The sequence below is a fragment of the Streptomyces sp. MS06 genome, assembly GCF_047200655.1.
Classification (GTDB): domain Bacteria; phylum Actinomycetota; class Actinomycetes; order Streptomycetales; family Streptomycetaceae; genus Streptomyces.
Genome location: NZ_JBJZOJ010000012.1, coordinates 63,754 through 80,684, shown reverse-complemented (window position 1 = coordinate 80,684; position 16,931 = coordinate 63,754). Strand labels below are relative to the sequence as shown.

The window sequence follows — 16,931 nt, the reverse complement described above, 5'->3', positions numbered from 1 at the left end:
CGGCCGGCCCCGGGCGGCCGGCCCCGGGCGGCTACTCCGCGCCGAAGCCGAGGGCCGTGTACTCCTTCTCGTCCGCCGAGTAGGGCTTGCTGACCAGGTCCTGGCTCATGAACAGCCGACCGCCCGCGTACCACAGCTGGGCCCGGTCGGGTCCGATCGCGCTCACGGCGTCCTGCACGGACTCGTCGGCCGGCAGTTCCAGCAGCGTGGTCTCCTCGCCGGTCGCGCCGTCCGCGGAGACGATCCGGTCGCCCTTGCCGTACGGGGCCTCCTTGTAGGCGATGACGTTCCCGCCGTCCATGCGCACCGGGAAGATCGTCCAGTCGTCGCCCGCGTCGATGCGCACACCGGTCGTCTTGCCGGTGGTCAGGGAGAAGGCCACGATCTCGTTGGTGCGGCCGCCGTCGCCCGAGCCGTCGTGCTCGCTGGTCGGAACGTACAGGCTGCCGTTGCCCACGACGACGCCCCGGCAGCCGTCGTACTGCGCGATCTCGCAGCGGTGGGCGTAGCGGCCGTCCTCCAGACCGATCTTGTAGAGCAGCTTGCCCCGGTCGTCCAGGGAGAAGATGTCCGTGGCACCCGAGGAGGTGACGTCGGCGGAGTCGACGCCCACGACGACCGGGTCGGTGGAGATCACCTTGGCGTTGTCGATACCCGCCGGCAGGCGGTACTTCCAGCGCACGGCGCCGGTCTCGGCGTTCAGCAGCTGGATCTCGTACCGTCCGTCGTAGCCGCCGCACCTGCGGACCGCGACGAGCTGCGCCCCGCCCGCGTACCCGGCGTCCTCGCACCGGCCGGGCTCGGGCTGCCAGAGGCTCTTCCCCGAGGTCAGGTCGAAGGCCGCGCCGCCGTCCAAGCCGCCGCCGACGGCGACCGTGGTGCCGGAGATGCTGACCTCGCCGAAGGCGAGCTTGTTGCCGCTGCCGGTGACGCTCCTGGTCCACAGCTTCCTGCCGGTGTTCACGTCGAAAGCGGTGATCTCCGTGCAGGGCTCGTGTTCGCCCTCGCCGTTGCGCTCGGCCTGCTCCGCCAGGACGACGGCGATCCCGTCGGAGGTGACCTGGTCGGAGCCGGCGCAGGTCTGGCCGCTGAGCGGCAGCGTCCACTTCTCGGCGCCGCTGCCGGAGTCGTAGCCGACGATCTCGTCGACGCCGCTCTTGGCGTACACCCGGCCGGTCAGCCAGGAGCCTTCAACGCTGTCCACCTGCCGGTCCTTGACCGCCGGCGCGGGGATCTCGAGGAACATCCGGGCGGAGGTGTCGGAGGGCACCTTCTCGGAGCCCTGCGTCCCGCCGTCGTCCTTGCCGTCCCCGCCGCCGCCCGTACCGCCGCTGGAACCGGCGGTGTCGTCCTTGCCGCCGCCGGCCGAGGAGTGCGCGTACCAGACACCGCCGACGACGATCAGCGCGATCGCCACCACCGCCGCGATGATGATCGCCGCCTGGGCGTTGATCCGCCGTCCGCCGCGGTCCGGCGTTCCCGACTGCGGCCGGGGCGGCCGGCCCGGCTGCGGGTAGCCGTAGCCGGGCCCGGACGGCTGACCGGGATAGCCGTAACCGGACGGCTGGCCCGGATAGCCGGGCCCGGGCGGCCGGCCCGGATAGCCGTAACCGGCCTGCGGTTGCTGCGCGGGCTGGGGCGTGCTGTACGGGCCGGGCTGCTGTGCCGGGGACGGTGCCGAGGGCTGCTGCTCCGGCGGGCCGAAGCCCCCTTGCTGCGGGGGCTGGTTCGGCGGCGGGGGCGGTGGCTGGGTCATCGCGGGGTACCTCGGGGACGGGCGGGAGGAGGCGGGCGTTCGGGTCGGGCGGCGGGCGGCGGGCCCGGGGCAGCGGGCTCGCGCCCCGGCTCAGTTGCCGAACGCGAGCATCAGCTTCTCCTTCGCGTCGTCGCTTCCACCGAGCCGGGTGCTGGAGAGGTAGAAGCGGCCGTCGACCCAGTCGGCCGTCCAGCGGTAGAAGCCGTCCTCGATCCTCGCGGTGCCCTCGGGGTTCTGCAGCAGCTTCGCCGGGGTGTGGGTGGTTCCGGACGTCGGGATCGCCACGACCTGGCCGCCGGCGTCGTAGGAGGGCTGGACGTAGGCGATGAGCTTCCCGCCCTCGACCTTCAGCGGCAGCATCGACTCGTCGGCGGGCGACTTCACCCGCCACTTCTCCTTGCCCGTGGCCAGGCTGATCGCGACGATCTCGTTCGGGCCGCCGGTCGCGTCGGTCGGCAGGTACAGCGTGTCGGCGTCGGCGGCCGTGCCCAGGCAGCCCTCCAGATCGCGTTCGAAGATCGCCCAGGTGCACAGCGGGGCGAAGTCGCCGTCGGCGGAGACCTGGGAGCGCACGCTACCGTCCGACTTGACGGTGGAGATGTTCCACTGCTTCTTGTCCTTGTTGACGCTGTAGACCACCAGCGGATCGATGGAGTACGTCCGCTGGACCGACCAGCCCTTGCCGAGCTTGCGGGTCCACCGCACCTTGCCGGTCCCCGGGTCGAGCCCCTGGATCTCCTCGTGCTCGGTGGCGCGGCCGGCGTCGCAGCTCGCGACGGAGACCAGGAGGTGCTCGTCTCCGGTGAACGCGGAGGGGAAGCAGGCGGTGCCGTACTTCTTCTTCTCGTACAGCTTCTTGCCGCTGTGCACGTCGTACGCCGTGCCGGACTGCGAGCGGCCGACCATCAGCGTGTCGCCGGCCAGGGAGAGTTCGACGTTGAGCGCGCTGTCGAAGAGCCCGCCGTCGTCCGCCTTGGCACTCCAGCCCTTCTTCCCGGTGGCGAGGTCGATCTGCTGGAGCCGGTTGCACTTGGCGCGGTCGGTTGTCCCGCTCATGTACGCCACGACGACCTTGCCGTCGGACGACTGCCGCCGGGTGACCGAGCAGATCTTCTCCGGGAAGGTGACGGGGGCCCAGGTGGGCCGGCCGTCGGCCGCGTCGTAGGCGACGACCTCCTTGTAGGCGGCCTTCGCGACCGTACTGCCGTTGATCCACATGCCGGGGGCGTCGGCGCCGGACTTGGGCACGTCGGGTGCCGTCTTGTACCAGAGCACCTTCGCCTCGCCCGGCTTGCGGCCCGCGTTGAGGTCTTCCGGGTCGCCGCCGCCGTCGCCGCTGCCGTCGCCGGGGTCGACGGGGGCGGTGGGCGAGCCGGACGCCTTGGCGTCGTCGCTCTGCCCGGCCACGGGCCCGGTGTTCGGCGCGTCGCCGCCCCCGCCCCGGGTGACGGCGAACACGGTGGCTCCGACGACCGCCAGTGCCACCACCGCGCCGCCGACGGCGAGCGCGGGCCTGCCCTTGAACGGGTTGCGGGAACCGGAACCACCGCCCGCGGGCGTACCTGGGGCACCGGGAGCACCGGGCGTACCGGGAGCACCGGGGAACTGCGGCTGCTGCGGGTAGCCGTAGCCCGGCTGCGGTCCGTAGGGACCCGGCGCTTGCGGATACCCGTAGCCGGGCTGCGGTCCGTAGGGGCCCGCCTGCTGCGGCTGACCGTAGGGGCCGCCGGGAGCGGTGTACGGGCCCGGGGCGCCCGGGGTTCCCGCGGTGCCGTACGGGCCCGGGGTCCCCGGGGCGCCGTACGGCCCGGCGGCGCCCGGGGTTCCCCGGGTGCCGTACGGGCCGGCGGCGTGCGGCGGGGCGGCGGTACCGGGTTGCTGCGGGTGGCCGTAGCCGGGCTGCGGAGATCCCGCGGGCGGCGCCTGCGGGGGCGGCGGAGCCTCCGGCGAGCCCGCCGGCGGCGGCGCCTGCGGGGGCGGGCCCTGCGGGGGCGGCGGGGCCGTCCGGGCCGCGTCGGAGGACGCGGGCGGACCGAAGCCACCGCCCTGCTCCGGCTGCTCCGGCTGCTCCGGTTGCCCCGACGGCTTCGGTTGCCCCGACGGCTTCGGCGGCTGCTCCGGATTCGCTCCGGGTTCGCTCCGCTGCTGCGGCTGGTCGGGCGGCTGAGTCATCAGCGGCTCCCCCTCGTTCACTGATTCTTAGCCATGCCCTGAGGTACCGGGTGCCCCCGGAGTCGTCTCTCGCGGTGGCGACGGTTCTCGGACGGCTCTTTCTATCACCGGGCACCGGCAGACCGACGGGCCGCTCTCTCCCCTGTTCCCAAGGGAGGACCGGCCCGTGATGGTGCCGTTACGCGCCCTCACGCCCCCTCCGCGCCACCTGCGCCGGACGCGTCCGCGGCCCGTTCCGCCGACGGACGGTCAGGCGTCCTCGGCGAGTTCCAGCCAGCGCATCTCCAACTCCTCGCGTCGGCCGACGAGTTCGCGCAGTTCGGCGTCGAGTTCGGCGACCTTGGCGAAGTCGGTGGCGTGCTCCGCGATCCGTGTGTGCAGCTTGGCCTCCGTCTCCGAGACCTTGTCCAACTGCCGCTCGATCTTCTGGAGTTCCTTCTTGGCGGCCCGCTGGTCGGCGGCGCTCCGCTCGGCGGCCGGGCGCTCCTCCTGCTTCCGGGCCGCGGGCGCGGCTGCCGCCGCCTCCTCCATCCGCTGCCGCCGCTCCAGGTACTCGTCGATGCCGCGCGGCAGCATCCGCAGGGTGCCGTCGCCCAGCAGCGCCTGGACGCGGTCGGTGGTGCGCTCGACGAAGAACCGGTCGTGCGAGATGACGATCATCGAGCCGGGCCAGCCGTCCAGCACGTCCTCGAGCTGGGTCAGCGTCTCGATGTCGAGGTCGTTGGTGGGCTCGTCGAGGAAGAGCACGTTGGGCTCGTCCATGAGCAGGCGCAGCAGTTGCAGCCGGCGCCGCTCACCGCCGGACAGGTCGCCCACGGGCGTCCACTGCTTCTCCTTGGAGAAGCCGAACGTCTCGCAGAGCTGACCGGCCGTCATCTCGCGCCCCTTGCCGAGGTCGACGCGTTCCCGAACCTGCTGCACGGCCTCCAGCACCCGCCAGCCGGGGTCGAGTTCGGCGACCTCCTGCGAGAGGTAGGCCAGCCTGACGGTCCTGCCGACGGTGATCCGGCCGCCGGCGGGCTGCACCTCGCCCTGGGTGCGCGCCGCCTCGGCCATCGCGCGCAGGAGCGAGGTCTTGCCGGCGCCGTTGACCCCCACGAGGCCGATGCGGTCGCCCGGACCGAGCTGCCAGGTGACGTGTTCCAGCAGCACCTTGGGGCCGGCCTGGACGGTGACGTCCTCCAGGTCGAACACGGTCTTGCCGAGCCGGGTCGAGGCGAACTTCATCAGCTCGCCGCTGTCCCGGGGCGGCGGCACGTCCTTGATCAGCTCGTTGGCCGCCTCCACCCGGAAACGCGGCTTCGACGTGCGGGCGGGGGCGCCGCGCCGCAGCCAGGCCAGCTCCTTGCGGACCAGGTTCTGCCGCTTGGCCTCCTCGGAGGCGGCGATCCGCTCCCGCTCGGCACGGGCGAAGACGTAGTCCGAGTAGCCGCCCTCGTACTCGTGGACGGTGCCGCGCTGCACGTCCCACATGCGGGTGCAGACCTGGTCGAGGAACCAGCGGTCGTGGGTGACGCAGACCAGCGCGGACCGCCGCGCCCGCAGGTGCCGGGCCAGCCAGGCGATGCCCTCCACGTCGAGGTGGTTGGTGGGCTCGTCCAGCACGACCAGGTCCTGCTCGGCGATGAGCAGTTTGGCGAGCGCGATGCGGCGCCGCTCACCGCCGGACAGCGGCCCGATGACGGTGTCCAGGCCCTTCGGGAAACCCGGCAGGTCCAGGCCGCCGAACAGCCCGGTCAGCACGTCCCTGATCCTGGCGTCGCCCGCCCACTCGTGGTCGGCCATGTCGCGGATGACCTCGTGCCGGACGGTGGCCTCGGGGTCCAGGGAGTCGTGCTGGGTGAGCACCTCCATGCGCAGGCCGCCGGAGTGGGTGACCCGCCCGGAGTCGGCCTCCTCCAGCTTGGCCAGCATCCGGATCAGGGTGGTCTTGCCGTCGCCGTTGCGGCCCACGACACCGATCCGGTCCCCTTCGGACACGCCGAGCGACACGCCGTCGAGGAGGGCACGGGTGCCGTACACCTTGCTGACGTTCTCGACATTGACCAGGTTGACGGCCATCTCACTCCTGCCCGGGGGATCGATCAGCCTTCAAGGGTAGGCCCTTCCGGGTGTACGCCGGCCCGGGAGGGGCGGGCAGCCGCCGGGCCGGTCGGCCCTCAGACCACCGTCGCCCCCGGCACCGGCCCCGCCGCCACCCGCACCGAACGGCAGGTGCCCGAGGCGCGCAGCCCCTCCGCCACCTCCCGCGCGGACGCCGCGTCGCGGGCGAGGAACGCCGTGGTCGGGCCCGAGCCGGAGACCAGCGCGGCCAGGGCCCCCGCGCCGCGGCCGGCGGCGAGGGTGCCGGCGAGCTCGGGGAAGAGCGACAGCGCGGCCGGCTGGAGATCGTTGGAGAGAGCGGCGGCGAGGCCGTCCGGGTCGCCCTTGGCGAGCGCGTCCAGGACGTCCTGGGAGGCGGCGGGCTCCGGCACGGCCCTGCCCTCGGCCAGCCGGTCGAACTCCCGGAAGACGGCCGGTGTGGACAGCCCGCGCGACGCCCTCGCGAACACCCAGTGGAAGGTGCCGCCCACGTCCAGCGGGGTCAGCACCTCGCCCCGCCCGGTGCCCAACGCCGCCCCGCCGACCAGGCTGAACGGCACGTCGCTGCCCAGCTCGGCGCAGATGCCGAGCAGTTCGTCGCGTCCGGCGCCGGTGCCCCACAGCGCGTCGCACGCCAGCAGGGCGGCGGCGCCGTCCGCGCTGCCGCCCGCCATCCCGCCGGCGACCGGGATGTCCTTGGCGATGTGCAGGTGCACGGCGGGCTCCCGGCCGTACCGCGCGGCCAGTGCCTCGGCCGCGCGGGCGGCCAGGTTCGTCCGGTCCAGCGGAACCTGGTCGGCGTCCGGTCCGGCGCAGGTGACGCGGAGTTCCGCGGCCAGGGCGGCGGTGACCTCGTCGTGGAGGCCGACCGCCAGGAAGACGTTGGCCAGGTCGTGGAAGCCGTCGGGGCGGGCGGCGCCGACCGCGAGCTGGACGTTGACCTTGGCGGGCACCCGTACGGTGACGCTCACTCGGCCTCCCCGTGCACGGCGTTCTCGGCGATCCGGGCGAACTCCTCGACGGTGAGCGCCTCCCCGCGCGCCTGCGGGGAGACCCCGGCGGCGACCAGGGCGGCCTCGGCGGCCGCCGCGGAGCCCGCCCACCCGGCGAGCGCGGCGCGCAGCGTCTTGCGGCGCTGGGCGAACGCCGCGTCGACGACGGCGAACACCTCCTTCTTCGACGCCGTGGTCCGCAGCGGTTCGGTCCGGCGGACCAGTGACACCAGCCCGCTGTCGACGTTCGGTGCGGGCCAGAAGACGCTGCGGCCGATGGCGCCGGCGCGGCTGACCTCGGCGTACCAGTTGGCCTTCACGGACGGGACTCCGTACACCTTGGAGCCGGGCGCGGCGGCCAGCCGGTCGGCGACCTCTGCCTGCACCATCACGAGGGTGCGTTCGATGCTCGGGAAGGTGTCGAGCATGTGCAGCAGCACCGGGACGGCGACGTTGTACGGCAGGTTCGCGACCAGCGCGGTGGGCGCCGGGCCGGGCAGCTCGGTGACGTGCATCGCGTCGGAGTGGACCAGCGCGAACCGGTCGGCCCGGTGCGGCATCCGGGCGGCGATCGTCGCGGGCAGGGCGGCGGCCAGCACGTCGTCGATCTCGACGGCCGTGACCCGGTCGGCGGCCTGGAGCAGGGCGAGGGTGAGGGATCCGAGCCCCGGGCCGACCTCGACGACCGCGTCGTCGGGGCGTACCTCGGCGGTGCGGACGATACGGCGGACCGTGTTCGCGTCGATGACGAAGTTCTGGCCGCGCTGCTTGGTGGGGCGCACGCCGAGCGCGGCCGCCATCTCTCGGACGTCGGCGGGGCCGAGCAGGGCGTCGGGGGCGGGGCTGGTGCTCACGGGACAAGACTACGGGGGTGCACGGGCCGCACCGGACCGCGCCCGACGGCGCCGGGACCCGCTGGACCGGCCGCACGGCGGGGCGCCCGGGCCGGTCACCCCCGCCGGGGTGCGGCCGCGGAGCCGCGCCGACCGGGGAGCCGCGCAGCCGGGTCCCCTGGGTCAGCCACCCAGCCGCCCAGCAGCCGAGCCACCCAGCCGCCCAGCCGCTCAGGCGCTCAGTCGGGCACCTGGAGTCAGCCGCTCAGGTGGGCACCCGGGGTCAGCGCTCAGGTGGACTGCCGGGGTCAGCCGCTCAGGCGGGCGCCGCAGTGCGGCCACGGGCTCGCGCCGCGGCGGACGTAGAGCTTCTTCGCACGGTAGGTCTGCTCCGCCGCCGGCGCGTCCTGCGGTCGCCCGCGCCCGCCGAGGGCGTGCCAGGTGCGTGTGTCGAGCTGGTACAGCCCGCCGTAGGTTCCCGACGGGTCGACCGCGCGGGGCCGCCCGCCCGACTCGCATTCCGCCAGCCCCCGCCAGTCCAGGTGGTCGGCCCCCCGAACGGTGGTCGGCAGCGGCTTGGTGCCCACCCTGACCACCTGCGGCCGCGGCTCGCGCACCAGCTCGCTGCGGACCCGGCGCGGCTTCTGCCGGACCCCGTTGACGGTCCTGAGGTGGTACGTCACCTTCCGCAGCCCCTCTCGCCCCGCCTGGTCGACGACTTCGGTGCCCCGGAACAGGGTGGGGTCGGTGCTGCGCCGCACGGCGAACGGGATGGTCTCCTCCCGCACCTCCCTGCTGCCGGTGATGCGCAGGACCGTGACGGTCTGCCCGTCGCGGGGGAAGCCGCCGAGCGGTACGGACGTGGTGTCCTGGCCGTGCAGCTCGACACCGGCCTGCTCCACCGCCTCGCGCACGGTGGCGGCGTTGGTGCGCAGCGTGCGGGCGCGGCCGTCGGCGAGGACCGTCACCGAGCGCTCGGTGCGCACGTCGAGGGAGAGCCCGGCGCGGCCGATCGGCTGGGAGCGCGCCGCGGAGAGATACGCGCCCTGGGCGCGCACCCCGAGCTCTTCGAGGGCCTCCTCGACGGTGCGTGCCGTGGTCCACACCTCGTGCCGGTGCCCGTCGATGGTGAGCCGAAGCGGGCGGCCGTGGCGCACCTCGACCTCCTCGCCGCTGGTGAGGGGCGTGCCGGGGGCGGGCGTCACCACGCCGTGCGCTCCGAGGTGGACGCCTTCCCGCTCCAGCAGCTCCGACACGTCGCCGGCGAAGGTGTGCAGGGTGCGCGGGGCGCCACCGTCGACGCTCAGTTCCACCGCCTTGTCGTTGGCGGCGAAGGCGGTGGTGCCGCCGGCGAGGAAGGCGACGACCAGTGCACGGGGCAGCAGGCGGCGCACGGAGTCGTCCGCACGTGCGATGTACCGCGCCCTGCGTCGGCGTGCGGAACGGCGGTTCACACCGGAGCGCGCAACGGGCGTGGGCGCGGACGGTCGGGCCTGCGCGGCTTCGGTGTGGTGCGCCCCGCCGGCGACCGCCGCGCCGCCCGCCTGGCGCGGCAGCGCCGCCCCGTCCACCACGGGCTGCGGGTACCCCTCGTAGGCGGCCCGGTGGGCGTCCCGGGGTGCGGGCTGCGCGGCCGGGACGTAGGCCTGGCCCGCGCCCACCGTGGGCGCGGAGTGCGGGTCGAACGCGGAGTGCGGGTCGAACGCGGAGTGCGGGTCGAACGCGGGGTGCGGCGACCGGTGGGCGCCGACGGGGTGCGGGGAGTGCGGGTGCGGCGGGCCGTCCGGGTACAGGGGGACGTCCGGGGCATGCGTGCGCTGCGCCTCGCGCGGGTTCGGAGGATGGCTCACGGCGACGTGCTCCAGGTCGTCCAGGGGTCCGGAGGGTCCAGGGGTCCGGATCGGGCCCACAGAACCTAGCCGAGCCGCGGTGACTCTCCAAAGCGGCACGACCACGGAACGTGGCGCCGGATGCCCGGCGATCCGTCACGGACGCGCACCGGTCGGATCCGGGCGCGGTCCGGTCAGTAACCGAACGCGCGGGCCGTGTTGGCCGCGAGGGCCGACGCCAGGGTGTCCTCGTCGACACCGCGTACGGCGGCCATGGCGCGCACCGTGACCGGGACGAGGTACGGGGCGTTGGGCCGCCCCCGGTACGGCACCGGCGTCAGGAAGGGGGCGTCGGTCTCCACCAGGACCAGCTCGGCGGGCGCCACGGCGAGGGCGTCGCGCAGGTTCCCGGCGTTCTTGAAGGTGACGTTGCCGGCGAAGGACATGAAGTAGCCGGCGCGGGCGCACGCCTCGGCCATCGCCGCGTCGCCGGAGTAGCAGTGGAAGACGGTGCGCTCCGGCGCCCCCTCCTCCTTGAGGATGCGCAGCACGTCGGCGTGGGCGTCGCGGTCGTGGATGACGAGTGCCTTGCCGTGCCGTTTGGCGATCTCGATGTGGGCGCGGAAGGAGCGCTCCTGCGCCGCCTTGCCGTCCTCGCCGGTGCGGAAGTAGTCGAGGCCGGTCTCGCCGACGCCCTTCACCCGGGGAAGCGCGGCCAGCCGGTCGATCTCGGCGAGCGCCTCGTCGAGTGCGGTGTCGCCGCCGGCCTCGCGGGCGCCCTGCCGGGACCAGCCGTCGGGGTCGCCGTGCACGATGCGCGGCGCCTCGTTCGGGTGCAGGGCGACGGCCGCGTGGACGCTGTCGAAGGCGGCGGCCGTCTCGGCGGCCCACCGCGAGCCCGCGACGTCGCAGCCGACCTGCACGACCGTCGACACTCCCACGGAAGCGGCCTTCGCCAGGGCCTCCTCGACGGTCGAGGACTGCATGTCGAGGTGGGTGTGGGAGTCGGCCACCGGCACCCGGAGAGGTTCCGGCAGGGGCGGCGCCGCGTTCTTGTCGGAGGGGCCGGAGGCTTTCGAAGGCATGCCCCGATCCTACGTAGGGGGTCCGACACTCCCCGACGGCGCTCGACCGTCGACCAGACGGCGACCGGACGGGGCGGGACCGTCGACCGGACGGGGCGGGACCGCGCGGGGTCCGCACACCGGCCGGAGCGGCCTGCCGCGGACGGACGGGCCCGCCTCGCCGTGGCGAGGCGGGCCCGAAGCGCGGTGGAGGTGTCAGCCCGCCTTGCGGTGGAAGGGGTGCAGGAGATCGGAGAGGTGCCAGTGGTGGCGGTCGCCGTCCTGTCCGGGCAGCTCACCCTCCGGTGCCGGGGCCTCGGCCGGCCCGGCGGGAGGCGCGTCCCGGTGGCTGTGCGCCGCGCTGTGCGCCGACGACACCCGTCCCGGCCGCATGATGCGGATCACCTGGCTGTCGCAGTTGCGGCACGCGGGCCGCTGCAACGGGGACGGCACGAACTCCCCGTCGGCCACGTACCTCACGTACTCGTGGCCCTCGGCGTCGGTGTGGTGCTCTATCTTGTACGACTGCTCCCAGCCGTGCCCGCAGCGCATGCAGGCGAAGGAGTAGGACTCGTGCACGACGGCCATCGCTGCGCTGCGAAGCTCGTGCTGCTCTGCGATCTCGCTCATGCCAGCTCCCGTTGTCCGCTGGACAAGCGCCCCCGGCGCGTCGGGTCCCCCCGAGGAACCCCGGTGGAGGCGCAGGGGCGTGTGCCCCTGCAACAAGTGGACGCCTCTTCGGGCGAGGATGCGACGGTCCTGCCGAGTATTGGACCCGATTTGGGCGTTCCTTGCCGAAACGGTCCGGGTGACCGGTACGGGCTTTGCTTTCCGCCACGCCGCTTTGCCCACCCATGGGGCGCCCGCTCGACAGAGATGCGACCTGCTCAGAAGGGGTTTTCCGCCCCACTACGGGGCGTGCACGGCGGGCTCGGGCGCCTCACTGCGCAGCCCCCGCGCCCGTGTCGCACCCCGGCGCAGGAGGCGTGCAGCCACGCCCCGCGCCCCTCCCCCGGAGCCTCCCCGGAGCCTTCCCCCGAGGCAGGCCTCACCCCGCGTCCCGCACCCGCGTCCCGCGCCTGCGCCCGCGCCCGTCGTCCGGCGCCGTCATCCGGCGTTCCCGGCCTTCTTCGCCGCCACCACCGCGTCGAACACCTCCCGCTTCGGCACCCCCGCCGCCACGGCCACCGCCGCGATCGCCTCCTTGCGGCGCTCCCCCGCTTCCTCACGCACCCGCACCCGGCGGACGAGCTCCTCGGCGTCGAGCTCCTCCGGGCCCGGCTCCGGGGCACCCTCGACCACCACCGTGATCTCCCCGCGCACCCCCTCGGCGGCCCAGTCGGCCAGCTCCCGCAGGGGGCCGCGCCGCACCTCCTCGTACGTCTTGGTCAGCTCGCGGCACACCGCGGCGCGCCGCTCCGCGCCGAACACCTCGGCCATCGCGGCGAGGGTGTCGTCCAGCCGGTGCGGGGCCTCGAAGTAGACCAGGGTGCGGCGTTCCCCGGAGACCTCCCGCAGCCTGGACCGCCGCTCGCCGGCCTTCCTCGGCAGGAACCCCTCGAAGCAGAAGCGGTCGACGGGCAGTCCGGACAGGGCGAGCGCGGTGAGCACGGCGGACGGTCCGGGCACCGCGGTGACGCGGACGTCCTTCTCGACGGCCGCGGCGACCAGCCGGTAGCCGGGGTCGGACACCGACGGCATGCCCGCGTCGGTCACCAGCAGCACGCGCGCGCCGCCCAGCAGCTCCTCGACGAGTTCCGGCGTCCGGGCCGACTCGTTGCCCTCGAAGTAGGACACGACGCGCCCCCGGGTCGTCACGCCCAGCGCCTGGGTCAGCCGGCGCAGCCTGCGCGTGTCCTCGGCGGCGACCACGTCGGCACCGGCCAGTTCCTCGGCCAGCCGGGGCGGGGCGTCCTGGACGTCGCCGATCGGGGTGCCCGCCAAAACAAGGGTTCCAGTCACGCCGCCCATCCTCGCAGGGTGGTGCCAAAGCAGGCGCATCCGGACCAGTACCGCCCGGGCGCGGGACTCACACAGCACCGTTCCCTACGATGGCGCGGTGACCAGTACCGCGTCCTCCACGGACACCCGGCAGGGCCAGGCACCGCGCGACGCGCTGCCGCCGTGGCAGCAGCGGCTGCGCCGCTTCGGCCACCAGGCGCAGCCCGAGAGCGATCTCCGGGACCGGCTCGTGCCGCCGTACACCGAGCCGTCCGCACGCCTGTGGCAGACGCTGGGCTTCCCGCCCGCGCTGTCCGAGCTGATCCGGCGCTGGTCCGGCTGGGGCGGCCCGCTGCTGGTGACGCTGATGGCGGGTGTGCTGCGGTTCTGGAACCTGGGCCGCCCGCACGCGGTCATATTCGACGAGACCTACTACGCCAAGGACGCCTGGGGCCTCGTCCACCGGGGCTACGAGGTCAGCTGGGGCAAGAACGCCGACGACCTGATCCTCAGCTCCGGCGGGCACATCCCCATCCCCACCGACGCCTCGTACGTCGTGCACCCGCCGGTCGGCAAGTACGTGATCGGGCTCGGCGAGCTGCTGTTCGGCTTCGACCCGTTCGGCTGGCGGTTCATGACCGCACTGCTCGGCACCCTGTCCGTACTGCTGCTGTGCCGCATCGGGCGCCGCATGTTCCGCTCGACCTTCCTGGGCTGCCTGGCCGGCGCGCTGATGGCGGTGGACGGCCTGCACTTCGTGATGAGCCGCACCTCGCTGCTCGACGGCGTGCTGATGTTCTTCGTGGTGGCCGCCTTCGGCTGCCTGGTGATCGACCGGGACCGGGCGCGCGAACGGCTGGCCGCCGCGCTGCCGGTGGACGCGGACGGCCGGCTGCGGCCGTCCGCCGAGGTCGCCGACCACACCTCGCTGGGCTGGCGGCCGTGGCGGTGGACGGCGGGCCTGATGCTGGGCCTGGCCATCGGGACCAAGTGGAACGGCCTGTACATCATGGCCGCGTTCCTCCTCATGACCGTGCTCTGGGACGTCGGTTCGCGCAGGCTCGCCGGCGCCCACCACCCCTACCAGGCCGTGCTGAAGCACGACCTGGGGCTGGCCTTCGTGGCCGTGGTCCCGGTGGCGATCGCCACCTACGTCGTCTCCTGGATCGGCTGGATCCTGTCCCCGGCCGACGGCACCGGCGGCTACTACCGCAACTGGGCCGCCACCGACGGCAGGGGCGGAAGCTGGACGTGGCTGTTCCCGGACTGGTGGCGCAGCCTGTGGCACTACGAGCACGAGGTGTACAAGTTCCACGTCGGCCTGTCCTCGCCGCACACCTACCAGTCGAACCCGTGGAGCTGGCTCGTCCTGGGCCGCCCGGTGTCGTACTACTACCAGTCGCCGGCGCCCGGCAAGGACGGCTGCCCGGCCGACGCGGGCGGCAAGTGCGCGCGCGAGGTCCTCGCGATCGGGACGCCGCTGCTGTGGTGGGTCGCCTGCTTCGCGCTGCTGTACGTGCTGTGGCGGTGGTTCTTCCGCCGCGACTGGCGGGCGGGCGCGATCGCCTGCGGAGTGGCGGCCGGCTACCTGCCGTGGTTCCACTACCAGGAGCGGACGATCTTCCTGTTCTACGCGGTCGTCTTCGTGCCGTTCCTGTGCCTGGCGGTGGCCATGCTGGTCGGCGCTCTCCTCGGCCCACCGGGTTCGAGCGACACCAGACGGGTCGCGGGGGCGACGGGCGCGGGTGTGCTGGTGCTGCTGATCGCCTGGAACTTCATCTACTTCTGGCCCCTCTACACCGGCACGTCCATCCCCCTGGACGACTGGAGATCCCGCATGTGGCTCGACACCTGGGTCTAGCTGCGCGGAAACCAAGAGGGGGGCGGCCTTCGTGCCGCCCCCCTCTTGGTCGTTGTCGGTCGTTGGCGGTTGCCGTCGGACGGCCCCGAGTCGGCCCGACGGGACCGTCGGCCGCCTCAACACGTCAGGAGCGCCGCGTACCGAAGTACTCCCGCAATGCGAGGACACCGACAGGAACGCCGGCGTAGAAGGCGCACCACGGCAGGCTCGGTGAGTGGATCGCAAATCGTCCTACCAGCCACCACAACAACGTCACGACAGCCCAACACACAATCCAGAATCCGATGCCCGCGCTCCGCCTACGCCTGTCATGCACAGCTTGAGCGTAGTTCGGACGGCGGCGTGTGACCGACCTGAGCCGTGGCTGTGGTGTGCCCGAGTCGAGACGGCACTCCGTCCGACATGCATCCGAGGGTCCGATGCCCGTGATCGTGCTGCGACTGAAGGGGCGTGCCGAGCCGGAGAACGCGGAGCGATCGAAGCGATTCTGTCGCTTTCCAGCGCTTTGTGGATTTTTCCGGCTTCCCACGATCTCTGTTCGGACACCATCCGGCCCCCTCCCCGGCAGTCGTCCCGCGAGCCACTTACAGTGCAAAGGACTGGCCAAGGGGGAGACACGGGGAACCGGGGAGGGATCCGCGCGATGCGCAAGGGGGCCAAGGCCGCGGTAGTCGGCACGGTGTTCGCGGTGATGGTGGGCGGTGCAGGCTACGGCGCCTACAACATCGTGTCCGCGCTGGACGGCAGCGGCGGCGGAAACGGGAGCAGCGGTACGGGGGTGAAGGCGGCGCCGGCCAGGACGGGGCCGCCGAGCAGCGACGAGGTGCAGGAGACCGCGAAGAAGTTCTTCGCGGCCTGGGAGCACGCACAGCCGCAGGAGGCGGCGTCGTACACGAACAACGCGGCGAAGGCCGAGCCGCTGCTGTCGTCGTACGGCGAGGACGCCCACATCACGGACGTGCACATCACACCGGACGCGGCGAACGGCGACATGGTGCCGTTCTCGGTGCGGGCCACGGTGTCGTTCGAGGGGAAGAGCAAGCCGCTCTCCTACCGTTCCAGCCTGCGCGTGGTGCGCGGGATCACCACCGGGCGGGCGCTGGTCGACTGGCAGCCCTCGCTGGTGCACCCGGCGCTGACCGGGATGGACGACACCCTCGTCACGGGTGAGTCGTCGGCGCCGGCGATCGAGGCCGTGGACCGCAACGGCAAGGTGCTGACCAAGGAGAAGTACCCCTCGCTCGGGCCGATCCTGGACCAGCTGCGGAAGAAGTACGGCCAGAGCGCGGGCGGTACGCCGGGGATCGAGCTGTCGATCCAGCACGCGGATCCCGACAGCGCCGACACCACGCTGCTCACCCTCGCCGCGGGCAAGGCGGGCAAGCTGCGCACGACGCTGAGCGCGGGCGTGCAGGCGGCGGCCGAGCGGGCGGTGCAGAAGTACGGCGAGTCCTCGGTGGTGGCCGTGAAGGCGAGCACCGGCGAGGTGCTGGCGGTCGCCAACCACCGTGCGGACGGCTTCAACGCGGCGTTCTCCGGCTCGGTGGCCCCGGGCTCCACGATGAAGATCATCAGCGCGGCCACGCTCATCGACAACGGGGTGACCAACGCGAACGGGCCCGCGCCGTGCACCGAGGACGCCCTGTGGGAGGGCCAGACCTTCCACAACTACCGGGAGATGACGGACGAGGGCGCCACGCTCGCGCAGAGCTTCGCCCGCTCCTGCAACACGGCCTTCATCAAGTACGTGGACGACCTGGACGACGACTCGCTGACCAGGGAGGCTCAGGACCGCTTCGGGCTGGGCCGGAACAACTGGCACACCGGTATCGCGTCCTTCGACGGCAAGGTTCCGGCCGTCAACGGGCCGGACAAGGCGGCCGCGCTGATCGGGCAGGGGCAGGTGCAGATGAGCCCGCTCAACATGGCCTCGGTGACGGCGACCGCGAAGACGGGCACGTTCCGGCAGCCGGTGATCGTGCCGCAGAGCCTCGACGGCCGGCAGCTCGCCCACGCGCGCGGGCTGTCCTCGGGCACCGCTCGGCAGTTGCGCACCATGATGCACCGGACCGCGACGAGCGGTACCGCGGCCGGCGTGATGTCCGGGATGAGCGGGGTCATCGGCGCGAAGACCGGCTCCGCGGAGGTCGGCGGTCAGGCGAAGACCGACAGCTGGTTCGCCGGATACCGCAACGACGTCGCCGCCGCGGCCATGGTCCAGCACGGCGGCCACGGCACCGACGCCGCCGGGCCGATCGTCGCGGCCGTGCTGCGGGCCGGGGGCTGATGTCGCGTCACCCGCCCAGGACACGACCACCGGTCGGTGGACGTCGTTGGGTGGGTGAGGGCGGGCGGGGACGGGCGGTGGCAGTCGGGCGCGCGGCGCCCTGGTGATCTCGGA

At 73.5% G+C, this 16,931-nt stretch carries 11 protein-coding genes; 2 read left to right on the top strand and 9 right to left on the bottom strand.

All coding sequences use genetic code 11. The features are described 5' to 3' along the window. Nucleotides 1–31 precede the first annotated feature (31 nt). The 9 genes from ACL02U_RS08615 to rsmI form a co-directional block, all read right to left on the bottom strand. Entirely contained in the window at nt 32–1,756 is a 1,725-nt protein-coding gene (locus tag ACL02U_RS08615; protein ID WP_412790071.1) for a PQQ-binding-like beta-propeller repeat protein, read from the bottom strand. Nucleotides 1,757–1,846: 90 nt separating this feature from the next. Continuing rightward, on the bottom strand, nt 1,847–3,928 hold the full coding sequence (locus ACL02U_RS08610; RefSeq protein WP_412790070.1) for a PQQ-binding-like beta-propeller repeat protein: 2,082 nt from the start codon (nt 3,926–3,928) through the stop codon (nt 1,847–1,849). A 249-nt stretch (nt 3,929–4,177) separates the two neighbouring features. Then, the gene (locus tag ACL02U_RS08605) at nt 4,178–5,989 is read right to left on the bottom strand and encodes an ABC-F family ATP-binding cassette domain-containing protein (protein WP_412790069.1); all 1,812 of its coding nucleotides are present in this window, start codon (nt 5,987–5,989) and stop codon (nt 4,178–4,180) included. Between the two features lie 98 nt (nt 5,990–6,087). Next, the gene (locus ACL02U_RS08600) at nt 6,088–6,981 is read right to left on the bottom strand and encodes a 4-(cytidine 5'-diphospho)-2-C-methyl-D-erythritol kinase (RefSeq protein WP_412790068.1); all 894 of its coding nucleotides are present in this window, start codon (nt 6,979–6,981) and stop codon (nt 6,088–6,090) included. Further along, entirely contained in the window at nt 6,978–7,802 is an 825-nt protein-coding gene (gene rsmA, locus ACL02U_RS08595; RefSeq protein WP_412790126.1) for a 16S rRNA (adenine(1518)-N(6)/adenine(1519)-N(6))-dimethyltransferase RsmA, read from the bottom strand. The genes ACL02U_RS08600 and rsmA overlap by 4 nt, the downstream gene beginning before the upstream one ends. A 341-nt stretch (nt 7,803–8,143) precedes the next feature. Further along, a complete protein-coding gene (locus ACL02U_RS08590) occupies nt 8,144–9,685 on the bottom strand; it encodes a ubiquitin-like domain-containing protein (protein ID WP_412790067.1) in 1,542 nt (513 codons plus the stop codon). 173 nt (nt 9,686–9,858) lie between these two features. Beyond that, nucleotides 9,859–10,749 (bottom strand): TatD family hydrolase, encoded by an 891-nt coding sequence (locus tag ACL02U_RS08585; RefSeq protein WP_412790066.1) that lies wholly within the window; start codon nt 10,747–10,749, stop codon nt 9,859–9,861. 195 nt (nt 10,750–10,944) lie between these two features. Next, nucleotides 10,945–11,358: a hypothetical protein gene (locus tag ACL02U_RS08580; RefSeq protein WP_412790065.1), complete on the bottom strand. Its 414-nt coding sequence runs from the start codon at nt 11,356–11,358 to the stop codon at nt 10,945–10,947. Nucleotides 11,359–11,835: 477 nt separating this feature from the next. Further along, nucleotides 11,836–12,690: a 16S rRNA (cytidine(1402)-2'-O)-methyltransferase gene (gene rsmI / locus ACL02U_RS08575; RefSeq protein WP_412790064.1), complete on the bottom strand. Its 855-nt coding sequence runs from the start codon at nt 12,688–12,690 to the stop codon at nt 11,836–11,838. A gap of 97 nt (nt 12,691–12,787) precedes the next feature. Here rsmI and ACL02U_RS08570 point away from each other — a divergent pair, with 97 nt between their 5' ends. Together ACL02U_RS08570 and ACL02U_RS08565 are read left to right on the top strand one after the other, a co-directional pair. After that, nucleotides 12,788–14,530 (top strand): dolichyl-phosphate-mannose--protein mannosyltransferase, encoded by a 1,743-nt coding sequence (locus tag ACL02U_RS08570; RefSeq protein WP_412790063.1) that lies wholly within the window; start codon nt 12,788–12,790, stop codon nt 14,528–14,530. Between the two features lie 643 nt (nt 14,531–15,173). Beyond that, a complete protein-coding gene (locus ACL02U_RS08565; protein WP_412790062.1) occupies nt 15,174–16,817 on the top strand; it encodes a penicillin-binding transpeptidase domain-containing protein in 1,644 nt (547 codons plus the stop codon). Nucleotides 16,818–16,931 lie beyond the last annotated feature (114 nt).

Excerpts from the sequence above, each read along its gene's own strand:
- rsmA (WP_412790126.1), bottom strand. The coding sequence starts at position 7,802 with ATGGCGGCCGCGCTCGGCGTGCGCCCCACCAAGCAGCGCGGCCAGAAC.
- ACL02U_RS08565 (WP_412790062.1), top strand. The coding sequence starts at position 15,174 with ATGCGCAAGGGGGCCAAGGCCGCGGTAGTCGGCACGGTGTTCGCGGTG.
- ACL02U_RS08605 (WP_412790069.1), bottom strand. The coding sequence starts at position 5,989 with ATGGCCGTCAACCTGGTCAATGTCGAGAACGTCAGCAAGGTGTACGGC.
- ACL02U_RS08585 (WP_412790066.1), bottom strand. The coding sequence starts at position 10,749 with ATGCCTTCGAAAGCCTCCGGCCCCTCCGACAAGAACGCGGCGCCGCCC.
- ACL02U_RS08610 (WP_412790070.1), bottom strand. The coding sequence starts at position 3,928 with ATGACTCAGCCGCCCGACCAGCCGCAGCAGCGGAGCGAACCCGGAGCG.
- ACL02U_RS08580 (WP_412790065.1), bottom strand. The coding sequence starts at position 11,358 with ATGAGCGAGATCGCAGAGCAGCACGAGCTTCGCAGCGCAGCGATGGCC.
- ACL02U_RS08615 (WP_412790071.1), bottom strand. The coding sequence starts at position 1,756 with ATGACCCAGCCACCGCCCCCGCCGCCGAACCAGCCCCCGCAGCAAGGG.